We start from the raw sequence: 17,682 nt of genomic DNA on the forward strand, positions 1-17,682 counted from the left end.
AGCCCTAGTTGGTGTTCTCTGCCATCAGCAGCACGACATCGTCCAGCGACGCGCCGCCCAGGATGGCCGCGACCGGCAGCTCCCGATCCAGCGACGCCTGGACTCGCTTGCGGAAGTCCAAGGCCTGCAACGAATCCAGGCCCAGTGCGACCAGCGGCGTGGAGCGATCGATGGTGTCGCCGGCATCGATGCCCATCACCCGCTCTAGTTCGGCGAGCACCCGGTCCGCCAGCGGGCGGTCCGGTGCGGACGCCACCGGCTGGTGATCAGCGGATGGCGCCAGCGGATTCGTTTCTACGACAGGCTGATTCGCGCTCACATCGGTAGCTGCCGTATCCGCGATGCGCGATGGCGTAATCGTCTCGGGCTCAGGCACCTCCGACAGCACAGCAGCCTGGCCGAAGGCTCCCATCACGTCACGCAGGAACGGCCAGTCGGCGGAGATCACCACCGCGTCGGTCGGCTGCCCGGTGAATCCCGCGGCGATGGCGTCGGCCGGATTCATGGGGTACACCCCGGCGCCCTCGACCCGCGCCATACCCGCCGCGTCGAGCGGACCCGCGACACTCCACAGGCCCCACTCCAGCGCGGCGCAATCGATCCCGCGCTCGCGCCGGCGGCGGGCGAGAATATCCAGCATCCGGTTGGTGACGGCATACAGAATCTGTCCGCGCCCACCGAGTGTCGCGGCCATGGACGAGCACAGCAGCACCCGGCCATTCGGACGCAACGGCACCGCGTCGAGCACCGCCTCCAGGCCCAGCACCTTCGACGCCGCGGCGGTGGCGACCATCTCGGCGGTGATCTCCTCGATCCCGGCGTCCACATAGTTGACCGCCGCATGGACGAGCAGGCTCACCGGCCGCTCCCCCAGCCCTGCCGCCAGGCGTGCGACGGCGTCCGCATCGCTGACATCACAGGCCACGACCACGATCTCGGTGGCACCGAGCGCACGCAGTCGCGCCACTTCCGCAGCGGCCGAACCGGATTCGCCGGACCGGCTCACCAGCGTGATCCGCCCCGCGCCCTGCCGCGCGAAATGCTCGGCGAACAACAGCCCGAGCTTGCCGGTGCCACCCACGATCAGCACATGATCGAGCTCAGCGGCCTCCCCCTGCACAGACTCGTCCGCCACCAACCGCTTGACGAACACCTTTCCACCACGCAGCGCCACCTCCGGCTCACCCGCCGTATGCAGCGCCGCGACAACCCGATTCGCCTCTCCGGCCCCGGCATCGGCCGCGAGATCCAGATGCCGGAACAACACCCCGGTCTTCTCCACGCCGACACACCGGAACCCGGACGCCACGGCCCCGTGGAACAACTGCGGCACCGCATCCTCCGGCACCACGACCTCACCCCCGACCGTCACCAGCCAGACCTCACCGCCCGCACGCACATCCGACATCGCGGACAGCCAGGTGCGCCCGGCGAAGAACTCCGTCAGCTCCATTACCGCCTCCACAGCGGTCGACTCGGGCAGCGCGGGCCACAGAATCACCACGCTGTCGAAGTCCGCCTGCTGCGGTGATTCCTTTCCGGTGCCGAGACCCGAGCTGGACAGCGTCGCGGCGGCTTCGGCGGCCAGCGACTCGCCGAGCGCACCCGGACCGGCGTTCTCCGCGGCGACCGCCGCCATTTCGGCCAGATCCAGCAGCGTGCCGATATCGAAGCGGCCGACCGCTGTGCGGCCCGGGGGTTCCCACTCGGCGCTACCGGAGGTCGCGGCGAGCGCGGCCGGCTCGAGGGCAATGGCCGTGGCGCCGTAGCGGTCTGCCGCGGCGAGCAGGGCGGCCACCTGTTCCGCGCAACGGCCGGTCGGATCGACGAAGGCCAGGCGGCGGGGCGGGGTCAGGGAGCGGCGCTCCCAGAGGGTCCACTTCTCCACCAGGCGTTGGGGTTCGGGGACGGCCGGGGTCGGCGGGTGCACGGCTTCGGGGGCGTAGCCAGGGGTGGCCCACAGGCGCTTGGGGTTCATGACCGTGTGGGGGAAGTCGGGCAGTGGGAGGGCCGGGGGCGCGTCGGTGCGCAGGGCGGTCCAGTCGTAGGCGAGGTCGTGGACGGCGATGACGGCCAGGTTGCGGGTGAATTCGCGCAGGGAGGTGGCGGTGCGCAGGGAGGTGCCGAGGACCTTGAACTCGCGGGGGCCGCGGGACGGGTCGCGCGGGACCAGGGAGAGGTTCTCCTGGAGGGCCAGTTGCAGGACGGGGTGTTCGACGACCTCGATGAGGGTGTCGATGCCGTCGGTGGCGGCGGCGACCACGGCGCGGTCGAAGCGGACCCGGTTGCGCAGGTTCCAGTACCAGTACTGTTCCTGGATCAGGTCTGCGGTGATGGGGGCACCGAGGGTCGCTCCGTAGCAAGGGATGTCGGTGTCCGTGAAGGTCGGGTCGGTCAGCTCGCCGCCGAGGAAGCCTTCGAATTCGGTGCGCAGCTCCGCCACGATCGAGGTGTGCGCGGGGTAGGCGACGCCGATCTCGCGGGCGAAATGGCCCCGCTCGGTGGCGGCGGCGACCATGTCGGCGATGGTGTCGCGGTCGCCGGAGATGGCCATGATGTGCGGGGCGTTCACCACCGACAGCTCGGCCCAGCCCGAGTGGCGGGCCAGCAGCGCCTCGCAGTCCTCACGGTTCATGGCCAGCACGGCCATGGCGTAGCCGCGCGGCGAGAGGCGTTCCACCAGGCGCGCACGGTGGGTCACCACCAGCACGGCATCGCGCACCGACATGACCCGCGAGACCGCGCCCGCGGCCAGCTCGCCCTGGCTGTGGCCGATGGTGGCGGCCGGGCGCACGCCGGCGGCCTGCCACATGGCGGCCAGACCGGCCATGTGGAACATCAAGGCGGGCTGCACCTCCCACACGGTGTCCTGGTACGCGCCCGCGGTGCCGAGCAGATAGTGCAGCGGCTGATCGTGGCCGAAGCGCTCGGCGTGTACGGCCGCGCACTCGCCGACGGCGGCCCGATAGTGCGGGGACAGGTCGTAGTACAGCGCGCCCATGCCGGGACGCTGACTGCCCTGACCGGGGAACACGAAGCCGATCCGGCGCGCGGTGGCGGGACCGTCACCCAGCACCACCGCGGAATGCGAGGTCCCGGCGGCGACGGCGCGCAGGGCATCGAGCAGGTCCGCACGCCCGGTGACCATGGCCAGCGCCCGGTAGCGGCGGGCCGTGCGGGTGCGGAACAGCATGTCCGCCAACCGATCCGGGGCGACGGCGGGCCGCTGCTCCAGGTAGGCCAGGATGCCCGCGGCCTCCGCGCGCATGCCGTCGGCGGTGTCGGACGAGAGCAGGACGGGGATGCTGCCATCGGGCAGCCGGTGGCTACACATCGCTTTCCTCCAGCTCGGGCAGGCTCACGAGGGCATGGGCATTGGTGCCCGCGACACCGAACGAGGACACGGCCGCGTATCGCATGCCGTCCACGGCCGGCCAGGGTTCGAGTTCGGTGGCGAGCCGCAGAGTGGTCTCGGCCCAATCGATTTCGGCGGTCGGCCGGTCGGCGTGCAGGGTGGGCGGGATCTGCCCGTGCACGCCTGCCAGCAGCACCTTGATCAGGCCCAGGATCCCGGAGGCGGCCTGCGCGTGACCGGCATTGGACTTCACCGAGCCCAGCCGCGCCCCCGCGGCGGACGGGCGACCGTAAGTGGCTGCGAGCGCGGCCAATTCGAGCGGATCGCCCACCGGAGTGCCGGTGCCGTGACCCTCGATGAGCCCGACCTGTCCGGCGGAAATCCCGGACACGGCCAGGGTGTCGCGGATGAGCCGCTCCTGCGCCGCGGCGCTCGGCACCGCGATCGGCGCGCCCTTGCCATTGTGGTTCACGCGCGAACCCAGCAGCCCTCCGTACACCCGATGCCCGAGGGCATGCGCCCGCGACTCCCGTTCCAGTACAACGACTCCCGCTCCCTCGCCCCACAGCGTGCCGGTGGCATCGGCGGAGTAGGACCGGCAGTGGCCGTCCGCGGCCAGCGCGTTGTTCTTGGAGAACTCGTAGAACGCGCCCGGCGAACCCATGACGCACACCCCGCCCGCCAGCGCCCACTCGCACTCCCCCGCCCGGATGGCGGCGGCCGCCTGATGCACGGCCGTGAGCGCGGACGCGCACGCGGTGTCGACGGTGACCGACGGCCCGATCAGGCCCAGCCCGTGCGAGATCCGCCCGGCCACCGCGCCCAGCGCGGTGCCGGTGGCCCGGTACCCGCTGTACTCGTTGACCGAGGCCACCCGCGGCCCGTATTCCATGACCGAGGCGCCCATCCAGCATCCGGCCGAATCACCGTCCACCGCACCGGGATTGATCCCGGCCTGCTCGAGCGCCCGCCAGGCCACCCGCAGGCCGACCCGCTGCTGCGGATCCATGGCCACGGCCTCGCGCGGCGTGATGCCGAAGAACAGCGCATCGAAGTCGGTGGCGCCGGTGAGGAACCCGCCGGCGTCCGGCACCGCGCCCCAGCCCTCGTGCCGGTCCAGGGTCAGCAATTCCGCCAGCGGCCATTCCCGATCACGAGGAAAGGGGCCGAGCAATTCCCGCCCGGAGGCCAGGGCCGCCCAGAATTCCGGCAGGGTGTCGATGCCACCGGGCGCCTCGATACCCATGCCGACGATCACAATGGGATCGCCGGAATCCAGTGCGCTCACGCGACGACGCTCTTCTCGGCTAGCAGCAGTTCGGCGATGCCGTCGACATGGTCGTTGAGATAGAAATGCCCGCCCGCGAACAGGGTCACCCGAATTCCGCCGCGGCTGTGACTTTCCCACGCGTACAGATCACGCGGCGCGACGAATTCGTCCTCGTCGCCGCCCAGCACCAGAATCGGCGCGTCCACGGCAATATCCTGCCCGCACGAATACGCGTCGAAGGCGCGGTAGTCGGCCTTCATGACCGGCAGCGCCATACGCAGTACCTCGCGACTGCCCAGCACCTCCGCACCGGTGCCATTGAGTGCGGACATGTGGTCGAGCAGGGCCTCGTCCTCGGTGGGATGTCCCGGCAGCGCGGCGACCCGGGCGGGTGCGGCGGCCGAGGAGGCGACCAGCAGCCGCACGCTCAGCCCCGCGGCCTCGGCCAGGCGGGCGAATTCGAACGCGATCACCGCGCCCATGCTGTGCCCGAAAATCGTGAGGGGAACACCGGTTTCATGCGCGGATTCCCGGAATTCGGCGAAGGCCCCGGCCGCGATGTCGGGCAGCGTTTCCAGTGCCGCCTCGCGGGCCCGGTCCTGACGGCCCGGGTACTGGAACACCACGACATCGAATTCGGCAGCCAGCGTCTTGGCGAAAACCCGATAGGCGGAGGCGCCCGCACCGGCATGCGGGAAGATCAGCAGCGGTGGCGCGGATTCCGCACTCGGGGCCTGAAATTGCCTGATCCAGCCGAGTTCCCGTGGCATTTCCCGCATCTCTCCTACGCAACTGCCCGACCGCATTCGGCGTCGGTTCCGCTTGTCCCCCTTGCAATGTCCGGGCAACCGTAACACCACCTACTTAGTATAGGCTAGCCTTACTAAACGGGGTGATCAAGCTAACCGACGAACGGAGCGCCACAGCGATGAACCGGACGACCTACGTCCTCGCGCGCGAACTCACGGACCTTCCCGACCACATCCGCCGCGCGCCCGCACCGGTGCTGCCCGAGTTCGCCGCACCCTTCACGCTGCGGCCGGTGGACATCGACTCCCGCGATCCGGAGACCATCACCGAGTGGATGCACCGGCCGCACCTGCTCGAGACCTGGGAACAGACCTGGAACGCCGATCGCCGCCGCACCGACTGCGCGGCCCAGCTCGCCGGAACCTTCTCCCGCCCATGCATTCTCGAATACGACTTCGCCGCCCTGGACCGCCCCGACCTGGGCAACCGCGAGGTGGCCTATGTGGAGTTGTACCGCCCCGCCAAGGACGAGATCGCGCGCCTCTACGACGCCGACGCCCGCGACGTGGGCTTCCACATCGCTACCGCGGATACGACGCTGCTGGGCCGCGGGGTCATGTCGGGCTGGATGCGCCTGCTGGGGCAGGCGATCCTGGCGGCCGAACCCGAATGCCGCCGGCTGCTGTGCGAACCCGATCATCGCAACACCCCCATGCGGAAGGCGTTGGAGAAGATCGGGTGGCAGCACCTGGGCGACTTCGACATCCGGCCGGATCGGCGCATCTCGCTCTACGCGCTGCCGCGCAGCGCCGCCGACCTCCCCGAGATCCGGTAGCGCGGAGCGGGATTCACCGAGGGTTGCAGGATCCGGTCCGAAAGCTCGCCCAGGCAGCTGAGATTCGGGAATCCCGGCCCCTGCGCCATGGCGGCCAGGTTCGGCAGGTACAGCTTGGCGTCCAGCCCGGACACCGCCAGGTCGAAGCCGATGGCCGCCTCGATGCGCGCGGTCTCCAACGGGCCGCCCACCGCCAGTTCGAGCAGATCGGTTGCGGCCGAATCGAACAGATCCAGGAACCACAGCGGCTGACCGCCGGTGGCGTCCACCACCAGATCGAAGGTGTGCACCTGATCGGCGCGCAGGTCGTTGCGCAGGGTGAGGGCGACCCGGTCGTCCTGGTCGGCGAGGTTCACCACCCGGCCCTGCAGATGGTGAACCCGGTTGTCTCCCAGCAGGCTTTCCTGCACCCGCACCGAGAACACCCCGCGATCGGTGCGGCGGATGACATCGCGGCGCTCGGCCATGCCCAGGCCCGCCCACTTGGTCGGATCACTGTAGAGCGAGTTCTCGAAATAGCTTTCACCGCGCGTGTACAGCGTCGCCTTGGGCGAGATCACCGAGACGGTGAGCATCTCGTGGCGAACCAGTTCGTCCAGCGCCGAACCCGCGGTCTCGCCGCCGCCGATCACCGCCACCCGCGAGGACGGGGGCAGTTCACGGCGGCCCGCCAGCTCCCAGAATTCGGAGATGCTGAGTACCTTCGGGTGCTCGGCCAGGGCCCGGTCGCTGCGGCCGGGTCCGGTGATCATGACCGCGTCGCAATCGATCTCGTCCACGTGGCCGGCGGTGTCGTCAGCGCGGCCGGCAGTGTCGGCGACCGACACCAGCCAGCCGTCGGCCGCGGCGGCGATGCCGGTCACCGTGCCCTGGACCAGATCCAGGTCGATGCGCCGGGCCACCCACTGCAGGTATTTGGCCCATACATGATGCTGCGGGCTGGGCCGGCCGCGGTCGATCCACTCGGCGTAGGTGCCGTGCTCGACCAGGAAGGCGGTCCAGCTGAAAGCCCGCATGGCCGCGTCGATCTCGCGGTTGTGGCCGCGCGCCCAGGTCGAATGGTAGGGGAAGCCGACGTCCTTCTCGGGGCTGGTGCCCAGGCGGTGCCGGCCGTCGGTCCAGCCGCCGGTGGGTAGCCAGTTGCCGCCGACCGTCTGCGCCTCGATCACGGTCACCCGTGGTGCGGGCAGGCCGAGTTCCCGCAGCACATGCGACTTGGCCGCTACCGCCAGGGCTTTCGGCCCCGCACCGACCACCAGAAGTGTCTCCACCGCTTCTCCGTCCCAGTTGCTCACTGTTGTCCGCCTCGCACAACCCATCAACAACTTTAGGTTTGCATAGCCTTACCTTATATTGCTTGGCGGCGCTTGCGAAGCGCTCGTGACGAAAACGATTGGACTGGAAACCATGCCCCGTACCTCGCGCCTCCTCGGTGCCGCCCTCGCCACCGCCGCCCTGCTCGCCGGAACCGGCGTCAGCGCGGTCACCGCAACGGCCGCACCGGGTTTCGCTCCCGTGCGCACCGCCGCCCCGAGCACCGGCGACCTGAAGGCCAAGCTGCAGACGGCCCTCGACACCGGCGCCCCGGCCGCCACCCGGGCCGCCGAGCTCGAGGCCGGCGAAGCCGGACTGCCGCTGCTGGACCAGATCGGCACCGCCATGAACGCCGCCCCGCCGAGCTTCCGCTGGACTATCCTGGGCCCGGTCACCGAGAACGGCGACACCCTCTCGGCCACCCTGCAGACAGCCGTGGACGGCTTCGATCCGTTCACCTTCCCGCTGACCTGGAAGCTCGTCGACGGCGACTGGAAGCTGTCCCGCGAAGGCGAGTGCACCGTCGCCAGCGTCGCGATGCTGCCCTGCAGCCTCTGACCCGTCGGCAATGACTCTGACAATTCGAGAGTGACCCACCCCGGACGGCCCCGGACTCGAGCGGAATCCGGGGCCGTCCGGCTACGCGGGTACCGGTTCCAGACGCCAGCCGGAGGCACGGGTGCGCTCGGTCCAGAAGGCGGCGTAGCGGCCGCCGAGCACGAGCAGCTCGGCGTGCGTACCGCGCTCGACGATGCGACCGCCGTCCATGAACAGGATCTGATCGGCGTGCGCGATGGTCGCGAGACGATGCGCCACCACGAGAACGGTTCTGCCACGGGTTAGTTCGTGCATACCGCGCACCACCGCCGCCTCGTTGTGCGGGTCGAGGGCGCTCGTGGCCTCGTCCAGCAGCACGATCGGGGTGTCGGCCAGCAGGGTGCGGGCGATCGAAAGCCGTTGCGCCTCACGACCGGACAGCACGGCGTCCACCCCGATCTCGGAGTCGTAGCCGCGGGGCAGCGCCAGGATGTGGTCGTGGATGCGGGCCGCGCGGGCCGCGCGCTCCAGGGCCGCGGCATCGGCGCCGGGGCGGGCCAGGCGCAGATTGTCGGCGATGGTGCCGCGGATCAGGCGGACGTCCTGGAAGACGAATCCGACCGTGCGATAGAGCTCTTCGCTCGGGAAGTCGCGAATATCGCGGCCATCGAGGGTGATCCGGCCCGCATCCACATCGTAGAAGCGCGGCACCAGCTCGGCCAGCGTCGACTTGCCGGAACCGCTGGGGCCCACCAGGGCGGTCATGGTGCCGGGGGCCGGGCCGAGGTCGAGGTCGCGCAGCACCTGATGGTCGGCGCGGTAGCCGAACCGATGAAGTCCAGCCGCGCATGCGCCACCAGATAGTGCAGCGCCTCGACATCGCCCTGGAGGTACTTCTTCACCTCGGTGGAGGAACCTTCCTCGGTCCGGCGCTCCCACGAACACCAGCGAGAAGATAGGTTAGGCTAACTTCTACTGAACGACCATACCGTCGGTCAACGCGGCACCTTTCCGGTCAGCTTCTTGCCGCTCGCGTCGTGGACCATGCACGTCGCGCGGCCATTGAGCTTGTTCCACTGGGTCTCGTTCGCCGGGTAGAGGATGAAGGTCTCCAGCTGGTCGTACATCGAGCTCTTGCTCAGCTGTTTGTCGATCTCGTCCAGGCAGGCGTCATTGGCCTGCTGGAACGAGGCATCCAGCGAACCCGGCCAGGAACCGGTCAGATGCACCTGGGTGATCACCTCGGCATCGTGCGCGGAATCACAGGGCAGCACGGTCACCTTGCGAATGTGGTTGTTCTCCTCGACGGTCTGCAGGCAGTCGCCGACCTTCACCTCGTCGACCGAGATGGAGGTGGGCGAATCCGGCAGGGCCGAGGTGCGGGTCGTATTGTCCTGTGACGCAGAGGTATCCGAGCCGTTCACCGCGCCCACGGCGAACAGGATCACGGCGATCAGGGCCCACACGCCGGAGGCGATCAGGCCGCCGATGGCCAGCCCCTTGCCATTCTGATTGCGCTGCTTGATCTGGGTCAGCGCGATGATGCCGAACGGGACGGCGAGCAGACACGCGCCGAGCACGCCGAGGATCAGGGCGGCGATGGCCAGGCCATTGGTGCCCTGTGGAGGCGGCGGTGCCATCGGATAGCCCGGTGGCATCGGCTGGTACCCGGGCGGGTAGCCGGGCTGACCGCCTTGGCTGTAATCCCACTGACCCGGCTGGCCGTAGGCGGGCTGGGCGTATCCGGGCTGCGGCTGGCCGTAGTCCGGTTGCGGGGGTTGTGGAATCTGGCCGTAGTCCGGCTGACCGGGCTGGCCCGGGTACCCTTGCGGCTGTTGGTCATTCGGGTACACGAGACCCCCGATCACTCGTTTCGACCCGGACATTCCGGGCGTTGGCCAACCGTACCCCCTGGTCCGGACAAACTCGGGGACTAGGGTTTGGCGAGTGAGACGCAGGCAGCAACCACCGCTACCCAAGCGGCACGGGCTGGACCCGGCCCGGTTGCGGCTACCCGAGGACGGCCACTGGGCGACCATTCGCGACCACCTCGTGGAGCGATTGCCGCGGGTGCGCCCCGAACGCATCGACGAATTGCTGTCCACCGGCGGAATCGTGGATCTGGACGGCCCGATCAACCTCGACACGCCCTACGCGCCCGGCGGCGCGGTGTGGTTCCACCGCGATCTGCCGGACGAGACCGAGGTTCCGTTCCCGATCGGCATCGTCTACCGCGACGACGACATCCTCGTCGCGGACAAGCCGCACTTCCTCTCGACCATCCCGCGCGGGCAGCACATTCTGCAGACCGCCCTGGTGAAACTGCGCCGCGACCTGGAGCTGCCCGATCTGGTGCCCGCGCACCGGCTCGACCGGGTCACCGCCGGGCTGGTGCTGTTCATCGTGAATCCGGCCGTGCGCGGGGCGTATCAAACCATGTTCCACAAGCGGCTGGTGCACAAGGAATACGAGGCCGTCGCGCGCTTCGATCCGGAGCTCGCGCTGCCGCGCACGATCATCAGCCGGATCGTCAAGGAGCGGCAGGTGCTGCGCGCCTACGAGACCGCGGGCGAACCGAATGCGGAGACCCTCGTCGAATTGACCGAGCAGCGGGACGGATTGGGGCGCTACCGGCTCCGGCCGCGGACCGGGCGGACGCATCAGATCCGGCTGCACATGAACAGCCTCGGGGTCCCGATCCTCGGTGACGACTTCTATCCCGAACTCACCGACAAGCCGGTCGACGACTACACCCGGCCACTGCAACTGCTGGCCTCGGCACTGGAGTTCATCGATCCGATCACCCGGGAACCGCGCCGCTTCGACACCGCGCGCACGCTGCAGGCCTGGGACGATCCCGAGGGCTGGGCGAGCGGACGAGCGCCGGCCGCCGGGTATTCCGCACAGCGGGATTAACCACAATCGAAGGCCGTTCCAAGAATCCGCTCGTAGACTGGCCGGGATGTCGCGAAACGATAACGGCGCGGTCGCGGTGCTCCCCGACCCGCCCCCGCTGCCCGGCCACAAGCTGCACGCCTACGTGGATGTGGCCGTCGTCGTTGCGGTCCTGATCTGCACGAATCTCATCGCGCACTTCACCAACCGGTGGGCCAGCATCTTCACGGTGCCGATTGCCGCACTGGTGCTGGTCGCCCTGGTGCGCCGCCGCGGGCTGGGCTGGGAGGACCTCGGCCTGTCGCCGCGACAGTGGCGGCGCGGGTCGCTGTGGGCGCTGGCGGCGGTCGGCGTGGTGCTCGCGGCCGTCGTCATCGGCGCGGCGCTGCCGATCACCCGGCCCTTCTTCCTGAACGACCGCTACGCCGCGGTCTCGGGCGCGCTCATCGCGTCCATGATCGTGATCCCGCTGCAGACCGCGATACCGGAGGAGCTCGCCTTCCGCGGCGTGCTGCACGGCACCCTGGACCGGGTGGCCGGGTCGCGCGGGGTGTTCGCGGCGGGATCAATGCTGTTCGGGCTCTGGCACATTGCCTCATCGCTGGGTTTGACCAGCGGGAACAAGGGACTGACCGGATTCCTCGGCGGCGGCCCGGCCGGACAGCTGCTCGGCATCGGGCTCGCGGTCCTCGCGACCGCCGGGGCGGGCGTGGTCTTCACCTGGCTGCGGCGACGCAGCGGCAGCCTGCTCGCGCCCATCGCATTGCACTGGGCGGTGAACGGCGCGGGCGCGCTGGCCGCGGCCGTGGTCTGGCACGTGACCGTGCACTGACCGCGGCCGGGCGCGCGAACGCAGAGGGGCCGACTGACCTGGGAACAGAGGATTATGGTCAGCCGGCCCGGGGACGGTTCGGCGGGTCGGGCCCACACCGAACCGAGTCTTCTACGAGCTCGGGAAGCTCTGCTACGAGCCCAAGAAACCCAGCGGGCCCGCGCCGCAGGTGGCGCTGCCGGTCAGGGTGGGCTCGAGGACGTTCACCTTCAGCTCCCAGGCCGAACCCTGCAGGGTCGACAGGGTGTGGGTGCCCGCGCTGTGCGGGGTCCACTGAATGGTGGCCTGCCCGTTGCTCGGGGTGATCGGGCTGCCCGAGATGATCGCGCCATTGTCGTAGAACCAGGCCTGGATCCAGCTGTCGTAGGTCGCGGTGATCTGGTACACGCAGCCCATGTAGACGTTGCGGGCGTTCACCGACAGGCTGGTGGGTACGGCCGAGGCGGTGGAGGCGGTCAGGCCCACGGAACAGGCCATCGCGGCGACGGCGGTGAGGCCGACGCCGGCCCGCCGGGCGATGCGCTTGCTCAGGGACACTGTCATGTCTTCAACTCCTTGGTGCCAACCCGCTTCATTGCGGTCCGGCGAACTGTATCGGTTGTCCAGTTCATTGCGTGGCACTTTTGAGAAAATACTGAAACGTGTTTCTGTCAGACCCGCTCCCGGGCAGGTCAGCGCCGCACAGGGAGCGACTCCGGCGGCGATCAGGCGGGGTCGTTCCAGCCCAGATCGCGGTCCAGCAACTCGAACAACCGGTCGTTGTAGGGGCGGTAGAACTCGCGCAGGCGCGCCAGCGACCCGGCCTCGGCCGGCGGGAACTCCAGCGGATTGCGATTCAGCACCTCCGCATGCAACTCCGGCTCGATCGCGGGCAGGCCCAGGAACTCGTGGATCCCGCACACGGTCGCGGGCACGTCGGCGAAGAAGTCCTCGGCCGCGACCAGGTGCACGTTCTCGCGGCCGTAGGTGTCCAGCCAGCGGCGCACCGAATTGACGTAGATGCCGGCCGCCAGCATCGGCATGGTCGGCAGCATGGTCGGCGGCGGCGGACCCGGAAAGGCCCCCAGCGCCAGCGACACGTAGTCGGCGAAGCTCTCGCCGTATCGCCCGGCGCGCAAACCGTTCCGACCGCTGAGGAACAGATCCCACTTGTAGTGCGAATACGCGCGGCGCACCGGATCACGCAGCATGAGAACGACTTTCGCCCGCGGATTGGACTCGCGGAGATTGTCGATCAGCGGCACATCGTGCAGCAGCGGATCGAAATGACCCACCAGCGCCCGGCCCGTGCGCGCCGCTACCGCTGCCTTCTTCCGCTCGGTCGGCAGGTACGGGCCCCAGCCCGCCGGAAAACCGTGACCGATCTCCTTGGTGAGCGGCGCGACAATGCTCGGATGCTGCAGGAGATACGCTGCCAGATCGGTGGTTCCGCTCTTGAGCGCGCCCACACAGGTGAAATCCGGTAAAGCGCGCGGACCACCGAATCGTGCCCGCCACCACAATCGAACCGGCGGCACGGCGCCGAAATAGTGGTCGAGCGTCAGATAACGCCAGCCCAGGCGGAGATTTCGCCAAGGACGCGCGAGATGGCTTTCATCGCGGTATCGCTGCAGCTGCCACTGCTCGAAGACCTGAAAACCCTCGGTGTACCGGTCGCCGCTGCTACAGGAACCCTCCTGAACAGCAGGGATCGACTTCATCATATTTTCTTACCCCTCACCCCGATCCCTCTGCCACCGGGATCGACTGCCGGACACCGTAACAACAAAGTTGGCCCGCTTCCCCAAAGGAGAAGCGGGCCAACCGATTCGGAAACCGATTCGAAACCTCAGCGGCGTAGGTCACTCACCACATCGGACGGCGTCCATTCCGTATCCCACTGCGGCTGCTGCTGTTCCGCATCACCGCCGTGGCCCGGCCACCAGGCGCGGCGGCCGATCAGCGCGGTCACCGCGGGGGTGAAGAACATCGCCATGACGAACGCGGCGATGGCGATACCGACCGAGATGGCGAAGCCCATCTGCGACAGGGTGTCGTTGCCCGCCAGCATCATCGAGGCGAAGGTGCCCGCCAGGATGACACCGGCCGCCGCCACCGTCGGGCCGGTGTGGCGCAGGGCCAGGGCGGCCGCGCGGTGCGGGTCGTTGCCCTCTCGCGCCTCCTCCCGCAACCGGGCGACCATGAGGATGTTGTAGTCCGTCCCGAGGGCGACCACGAACAGGTACATGATCAGTGGCAACGTGAAGATCAGACCCGAATCCCCCTGCAGATGCTGGAAGACCAGCACCGCCGAACCCAGCGTCGCGGCGAAGCCGAGGAACACCGAGGCCATCAGGTACCAGGGCGCCACCACGCTGCGCAGCAGCAGGGCCAGCACGATCATGATCAGGATGGCCGCCACCGGGAACACCACCGTGTAGTCCCGGTTCATGGCGTGCTGGAAGTCGACGAACACCGAGGTCATGCCGCCCACCACCGCCGAGGTACCGACCGGGGCCGCCGCATGCGCGGCATCCCGGAGCGGACCCTTCACGGTCTTCAGGGCCGTATCGGATTCCGGCTTGTCGGACAACGTCACCTGATATTCGGCGACCGTCTTGTCGGCCGACAGTGCCGGCTGCGGACCCACCTCGCCCACACCGTGAACGCCGCGCAGTGCCGCGCCGAAGGCGTTCAGCTCGTCGGCGCTCAGCGCGCCGTGCTCGCTGCGCAGATACACCTGCGAGGGCTGGGTGCTGCCCGCGGGCATGCCCTTGAGCAATTCCTTGCCGTAGACCACGGATTCGGAACTGCCCGAGGTCGAACCCGAGCTCAGGTCGAAGGTCGGATTGAAGCCGAAGGCGAAGACGCCCAGGGCGATCAGGACACCACCGGACGCCACGGCGAACAGGCCCGGCCGCTTGCCCAGCGCGCCGCCCACGGCCGCGAACCGCGCACCCGTCGGCTCCACCTGCCAAGCCTTCGAGGGCCAGAAAACCTTGGTGCCCAACAGGGAAACGATCGCGGGGATGAGCGTGAGCCCGGCCAGCAGCGCCACCGCGACCGCAATGGCCAGGGCGATACCCATGGACCGGAACATGCCCAGGGTGGACAGCGCCAGCGCGCCGAAGGCGATGATCACCGCCGCGGCCGCCGAGGTGATGGCCTCACCGACCCGGGTGACCGCGCTGACCACGGCCGTCTTGGCGTCCTCACCGGCGCGCAGACGCTCCCGGAAGCGGAACATCAGGAAGAGGATGTAGTCGGTACCGACGCCGAAGAGCACCACGACCAGCAGTGACTGCACCGAGCTGTCGATCTTGAGGTCGAAGGTGTTGCTGGCGATCGCGATCAGACCGCTGGCCAGCGGGGACACCGCGATGAAGATGACCAGGATGGGCAGCAGCGCGATGATCGGGCTGCGGAAGATGAGCAGCAGCAACACCAGGATCAGCACCACGGTCGCCACACCGATGATGATCAGGCCCTTGGTACTGGAATCCTGCTGATCCAGGGTCTGGGCGGCGGTGCCGGTGATACCGGCCTTCAGGTCGGTGCCGTTCACCTGTTCCTTCAGCGCGTCCCGGAGGGACTTCACCGCGTCGGACTGGTGGGTGTCATTGGCGCTGGTGACCTTGGTCATCTGCACCGCGACCACCTCGATCGCCCGGTTCTCCGCCGGAGGCACCGCCTGGATTGCGGTGACATCCTTGATGTTCCGCTCCGACAGCTTGGCCGCCGCGGCGGCCACCGCGGTCGAGTCGGCATCGGTCATCGGGGCGCCGTCGGAGCGTTCGAAGACGATGAGCGCAGCGGGGGTATTGCTGTTGGGAAATGCCTGCTGCTGCAACTTCGCTGCCTGGATGGATTCGTAATGCGAAGGCAGGAAGTCGGATTGGTCGGTGGTGGCGGTGAGTTTCGGCGCGGTGGCGACGACCGCGACAATGGCGATCGCCCACGCGGCGATCACCAGCCACGGGAATCGGACGACGAAGCGCCCCAAGCGGGAGAACATGCGGGAGAAGTCCTTTCCGGGTTCGGCCGCGTTATTCAGATGTCGAGGACCTGCGAGGAGGGGTTCTCCACCACGTCGGCGACGATACGATAGACCTTCGCCGGAATGCGGTCGCGCAGTTCCGTGAGCGAGTCCACGATCTCCAATGTGAAGTCGCCGTAGCCATCCTCGCCCAGGCCGAGGAATTCGCGCCAGTTCTTAAATCCTCTGGCCCAGTTCGTGAATACCGCAAGGTCCGACTGGTCGGAACTGTTTCGGGCGGTGAGGAACTCCTCCTTCCGCTCGCGCGCGGCGTTCTTGGACGCCTGGGCGAAATCCGACCACTCGACATAATGCCGGTGGACGACCAGCTTGCCCTTGCGGCTCAGGAAGACCTGCACGGACTCGCTGCCCTCCTTGGTCACGTGCTGGGCCTCGGCCAGCAGCCGGCCGACGAAGCGCTGGGTGCGGCCACCGCCGGGGCCGACGCGCAGCGTGATCTCGCGCATGCCCTCGGGCAGCGGATCCGGCACCAGATCGGCGCCGGTCGCCGCCGGGGCCGCCGGCGCCGCGGCGTCCTGCGGGTCGACGTCGTTGGACTTGTCCATATCGAGGGCCATGGGGTGCTCCAAATCATCGGTGAATGCGCATATGGGCATGCGTGTACAGCACGGCGCTGTGGGTCGATACCCGCTGTGCCGCTGCACTTCTCAGGGTTCCGGACGGTCATTCCCCGTCTTCAGTCACTATAAGTAGACGTATACGTATAGCGCAACCCTGACTCGACCCTGAACTTTCTCCAGATGCTTCCCCGAGCATCCGGACACGAAAGGGCCCGCCTCCCGAACGGAAGGCGGGCCCTCGTAGGTCGTCCGCGCTAGCGCCCGCGCCGCTTGCCCGGCTTCTTCGCACCGCCCTGCTTCGACTTCGCGGCGGTCTGTGGCTTCTTCCCCCCGGCCTGACCGCGCGCCCCGCCCGCCTTGGCGGCACCCGTCCGCTTGGGCGAATTCTGTTGCCGCGCCGGCTTGTCCGGCTGCTGACCGGACGGCGAACGGGAACTGCGCTGGGAGCGGCCGCGCACCACGCCCACGAACTCCTCCACCAGCTCGGTGGTGCGGTCGGCGGGCCAGGCCAGCGCGATCTCGGTCTCGGGCACATCGGTGACGGTCCGGTAGACCAGGTCCTTGCGGTGATGCAGGCGGGCGATCGAGTGCGGCACGATGGCCGCCCCGCTCACCGCGGCCACCAGCTCCATGGTCATGGCGGCATCGTCCAGGTCGGCGGCGTCCTGCATGCGCTCATCGGCCAGATCGGCCGTGGCGACCTGATCGAACAGGGCGATCGGATGATCCTTGGGGACGACCACGACCGGGACCTCGCGGTAGAGCGGAATCGCGCTCACCCCATCGCGTTCGACGGGCAGCCGCACGAAACACATGTCGACCGTGTCCGTGCGCAGGGCCTGCTCCTGCTCCTTCATCGGGATCGGCGTCAGCTCCAGCGCGACCTCGGGGAACCGCTCGCGCCAGATGCGCTCCCATTTGGTGACGGTCACGCCCGGGACGAAGCCGACGCGCAGGCGGTCCGCCGCGGCCGGTGCCGGCTCCGGCTCCGCGGCCGCGGCGGCCGCGATGAGGGCGCGGGCCTCGTCCAGCAGCACCCGCCCGTCCTCGCTCAGCTGGGTGGGCTGCGCGCCCGGCACGAACAGTCTGGTTTCGAGCTCTTCCTCCAGCTCGATGACCGTCCCGCTCAAGCGCTGCCGCGAAATACCGAGGCCACGCGCCGCCCGGGCGAAATGCAATTCCTCGGCAACCGCGACGAACCAGCGCAGGCGCGTCAGATCGATGGACTCCAACCGGCTCATGGCGTCCACGGTATTGCACCGGCCAGCAGGTTCACCCCACCCGCCCGATACCCTTGA

General features: G+C 68.8%; 15 protein-coding genes and 1 pseudogene. 4 read left to right on the forward strand and 12 right to left on the reverse strand.

The features are described 5' to 3' along the window. Positions 1–4: 4 nt before the first annotated feature. The 3 genes from AB0L60_RS01530 to AB0L60_RS01540 are packed head-to-tail and all read right to left on the reverse strand — an operon-like array spanning position 5 to position 5,395. Complete coding sequence (locus tag AB0L60_RS01530; RefSeq protein WP_364605630.1) at positions 5–3,334, reverse strand: SDR family NAD(P)-dependent oxidoreductase; 3,330 nt, start codon at positions 3,332–3,334, stop codon at positions 5–7. Next, the gene (locus tag AB0L60_RS01535; protein ID WP_364605632.1) at positions 3,327–4,643 is read right to left on the reverse strand and encodes a polyketide synthase; all 1,317 of its coding nucleotides are present in this window, start codon (positions 4,641–4,643) and stop codon (positions 3,327–3,329) included. The genes AB0L60_RS01530 and AB0L60_RS01535 overlap by 8 nt, the downstream gene beginning before the upstream one ends. Then, the gene (locus tag AB0L60_RS01540; protein WP_364605634.1) at positions 4,640–5,395 is read right to left on the reverse strand and encodes an alpha/beta fold hydrolase; all 756 of its coding nucleotides are present in this window, start codon (positions 5,393–5,395) and stop codon (positions 4,640–4,642) included. The genes AB0L60_RS01535 and AB0L60_RS01540 overlap by 4 nt, the downstream gene beginning before the upstream one ends. A gap of 158 nt (positions 5,396–5,553) precedes the next feature. On the opposite strand from AB0L60_RS01540, the gene AB0L60_RS01545 reads away from it, so the two are divergent. Continuing rightward, on the forward strand, positions 5,554–6,210 hold the full coding sequence (locus AB0L60_RS01545) for a GNAT family N-acetyltransferase (RefSeq protein WP_364605636.1): 657 nt from the start codon (positions 5,554–5,556) through the stop codon (positions 6,208–6,210). On the opposite strand, the gene AB0L60_RS01550 is transcribed toward AB0L60_RS01545, so the two are convergent. Beyond that, positions 6,165–7,481: a SidA/IucD/PvdA family monooxygenase gene (locus AB0L60_RS01550; RefSeq protein ID WP_364605638.1), complete on the reverse strand. Its 1,317-nt coding sequence runs from the start codon at positions 7,479–7,481 to the stop codon at positions 6,165–6,167. The two genes, AB0L60_RS01545 and AB0L60_RS01550, sit on opposite strands and share 46 nt — an antisense overlap. A 136-nt stretch (positions 7,482–7,617) precedes the next feature. On the opposite strand from AB0L60_RS01550, the gene AB0L60_RS01555 reads away from it, so the two are divergent. Next, positions 7,618–8,082, forward strand: a complete 465-nt coding sequence (locus AB0L60_RS01555) for a hypothetical protein (RefSeq protein WP_364605640.1) — start codon at positions 7,618–7,620, stop codon at positions 8,080–8,082. 81 nt (positions 8,083–8,163) lie between these two features. Here the strand turns inward: AB0L60_RS01555 and AB0L60_RS01560 are convergent. The 3 genes and pseudogenes from AB0L60_RS01560 to AB0L60_RS01570 form a co-directional block, all read right to left on the reverse strand. Further along, positions 8,164–8,889 (reverse strand): annotated as a pseudogene (locus tag AB0L60_RS01560) (ATP-binding cassette domain-containing protein); the annotation flags it as partial. Further along, positions 8,823–8,963, reverse strand: coding sequence for a hypothetical protein (locus AB0L60_RS01565; protein WP_364606809.1), 141 nt, complete (start codon positions 8,961–8,963; stop codon positions 8,823–8,825). The pseudogene AB0L60_RS01560 and the gene AB0L60_RS01565, both read right to left, overlap by 67 nt. Positions 8,964–9,056: 93 nt before the next feature. After that, positions 9,057–9,914 carry a DUF4190 domain-containing protein gene (locus AB0L60_RS01570; RefSeq protein WP_364605642.1) on the reverse strand — a complete coding sequence of 286 codons (858 nt, stop codon included), beginning with the start codon at positions 9,912–9,914 and terminating at the stop codon, positions 9,057–9,059. Between the two features lie 94 nt (positions 9,915–10,008). Here AB0L60_RS01570 and AB0L60_RS01575 point away from each other — a divergent pair, with 94 nt between their 5' ends. After that, positions 10,009–10,977, forward strand: coding sequence for an RluA family pseudouridine synthase (locus tag AB0L60_RS01575; RefSeq protein WP_364605644.1), 969 nt, complete (start codon positions 10,009–10,011; stop codon positions 10,975–10,977). Between the two features lie 46 nt (positions 10,978–11,023). Beyond that, a complete protein-coding gene (locus tag AB0L60_RS01580) occupies positions 11,024–11,788 on the forward strand; it encodes a CPBP family intramembrane glutamic endopeptidase (RefSeq protein ID WP_364605646.1) in 765 nt (254 codons plus the stop codon). Between the two features lie 132 nt (positions 11,789–11,920). Here the strand turns inward: AB0L60_RS01580 and AB0L60_RS01585 are convergent, their stop codons facing one another. The 5 genes from AB0L60_RS01585 to AB0L60_RS01605 form a co-directional block, all read right to left on the reverse strand. Beyond that, positions 11,921–12,331: a hypothetical protein gene (locus tag AB0L60_RS01585; protein WP_364605648.1), complete on the reverse strand. Its 411-nt coding sequence runs from the start codon at positions 12,329–12,331 to the stop codon at positions 11,921–11,923. Positions 12,332–12,492: 161 nt separating this feature from the next. Further along, positions 12,493–13,488, reverse strand: coding sequence for a sulfotransferase domain-containing protein (locus tag AB0L60_RS01590; RefSeq protein WP_364605650.1), 996 nt, complete (start codon positions 13,486–13,488; stop codon positions 12,493–12,495). 128 nt (positions 13,489–13,616) lie between these two features. Beyond that, on the reverse strand, positions 13,617–15,782 hold the full coding sequence (locus AB0L60_RS01595) for an MMPL family transporter (RefSeq protein WP_364605652.1): 2,166 nt from the start codon (positions 15,780–15,782) through the stop codon (positions 13,617–13,619). Between the two features lie 35 nt (positions 15,783–15,817). Continuing rightward, positions 15,818–16,381: an EXLDI protein gene (locus AB0L60_RS01600; RefSeq protein WP_364605654.1), complete on the reverse strand. Its 564-nt coding sequence runs from the start codon at positions 16,379–16,381 to the stop codon at positions 15,818–15,820. Between the two features lie 257 nt (positions 16,382–16,638). Continuing rightward, on the reverse strand, positions 16,639–17,625 hold the full coding sequence (locus tag AB0L60_RS01605) for a LysR family transcriptional regulator (protein ID WP_364605656.1): 987 nt from the start codon (positions 17,623–17,625) through the stop codon (positions 16,639–16,641). Between the last annotated feature and the right edge of the window lie 57 nt (positions 17,626–17,682).

The organism is Nocardia sp. NPDC051981 (assembly GCF_040680715.1).
Taxonomy (GTDB): domain Bacteria; phylum Actinomycetota; class Actinomycetes; order Mycobacteriales; family Mycobacteriaceae; genus Nocardia.

Coding starts and splice junctions, on each gene's coding strand:
- AB0L60_RS01530 (WP_364605630.1), bottom strand. CDS start 3,334: ATGTGTAGCCACCGGCTGCCCGATGGCAGCATCCCCGTCCTGCTCTCG.
- AB0L60_RS01540 (WP_364605634.1), bottom strand. CDS start 5,395: ATGCCACGGGAACTCGGCTGGATCAGGCAATTTCAGGCCCCGAGTGCG.
- AB0L60_RS01545 (WP_364605636.1), top strand. CDS start 5,554: ATGAACCGGACGACCTACGTCCTCGCGCGCGAACTCACGGACCTTCCC.
- AB0L60_RS01555 (WP_364605640.1), top strand. CDS start 7,618: ATGCCCCGTACCTCGCGCCTCCTCGGTGCCGCCCTCGCCACCGCCGCC.
- AB0L60_RS01580 (WP_364605646.1), top strand. CDS start 11,024: ATGTCGCGAAACGATAACGGCGCGGTCGCGGTGCTCCCCGACCCGCCC.
- AB0L60_RS01585 (WP_364605648.1), bottom strand. CDS start 12,331: ATGACAGTGTCCCTGAGCAAGCGCATCGCCCGGCGGGCCGGCGTCGGC.
- AB0L60_RS01590 (WP_364605650.1), bottom strand. CDS start 13,488: ATGAAGTCGATCCCTGCTGTTCAGGAGGGTTCCTGTAGCAGCGGCGAC.
- AB0L60_RS01595 (WP_364605652.1), bottom strand. CDS start 15,782: ATGTTCTCCCGCTTGGGGCGCTTCGTCGTCCGATTCCCGTGGCTGGTG.
- AB0L60_RS01600 (WP_364605654.1), bottom strand. CDS start 16,381: ATGGCCCTCGATATGGACAAGTCCAACGACGTCGACCCGCAGGACGCC.
- AB0L60_RS01605 (WP_364605656.1), bottom strand. CDS start 17,625: ATGAGCCGGTTGGAGTCCATCGATCTGACGCGCCTGCGCTGGTTCGTC.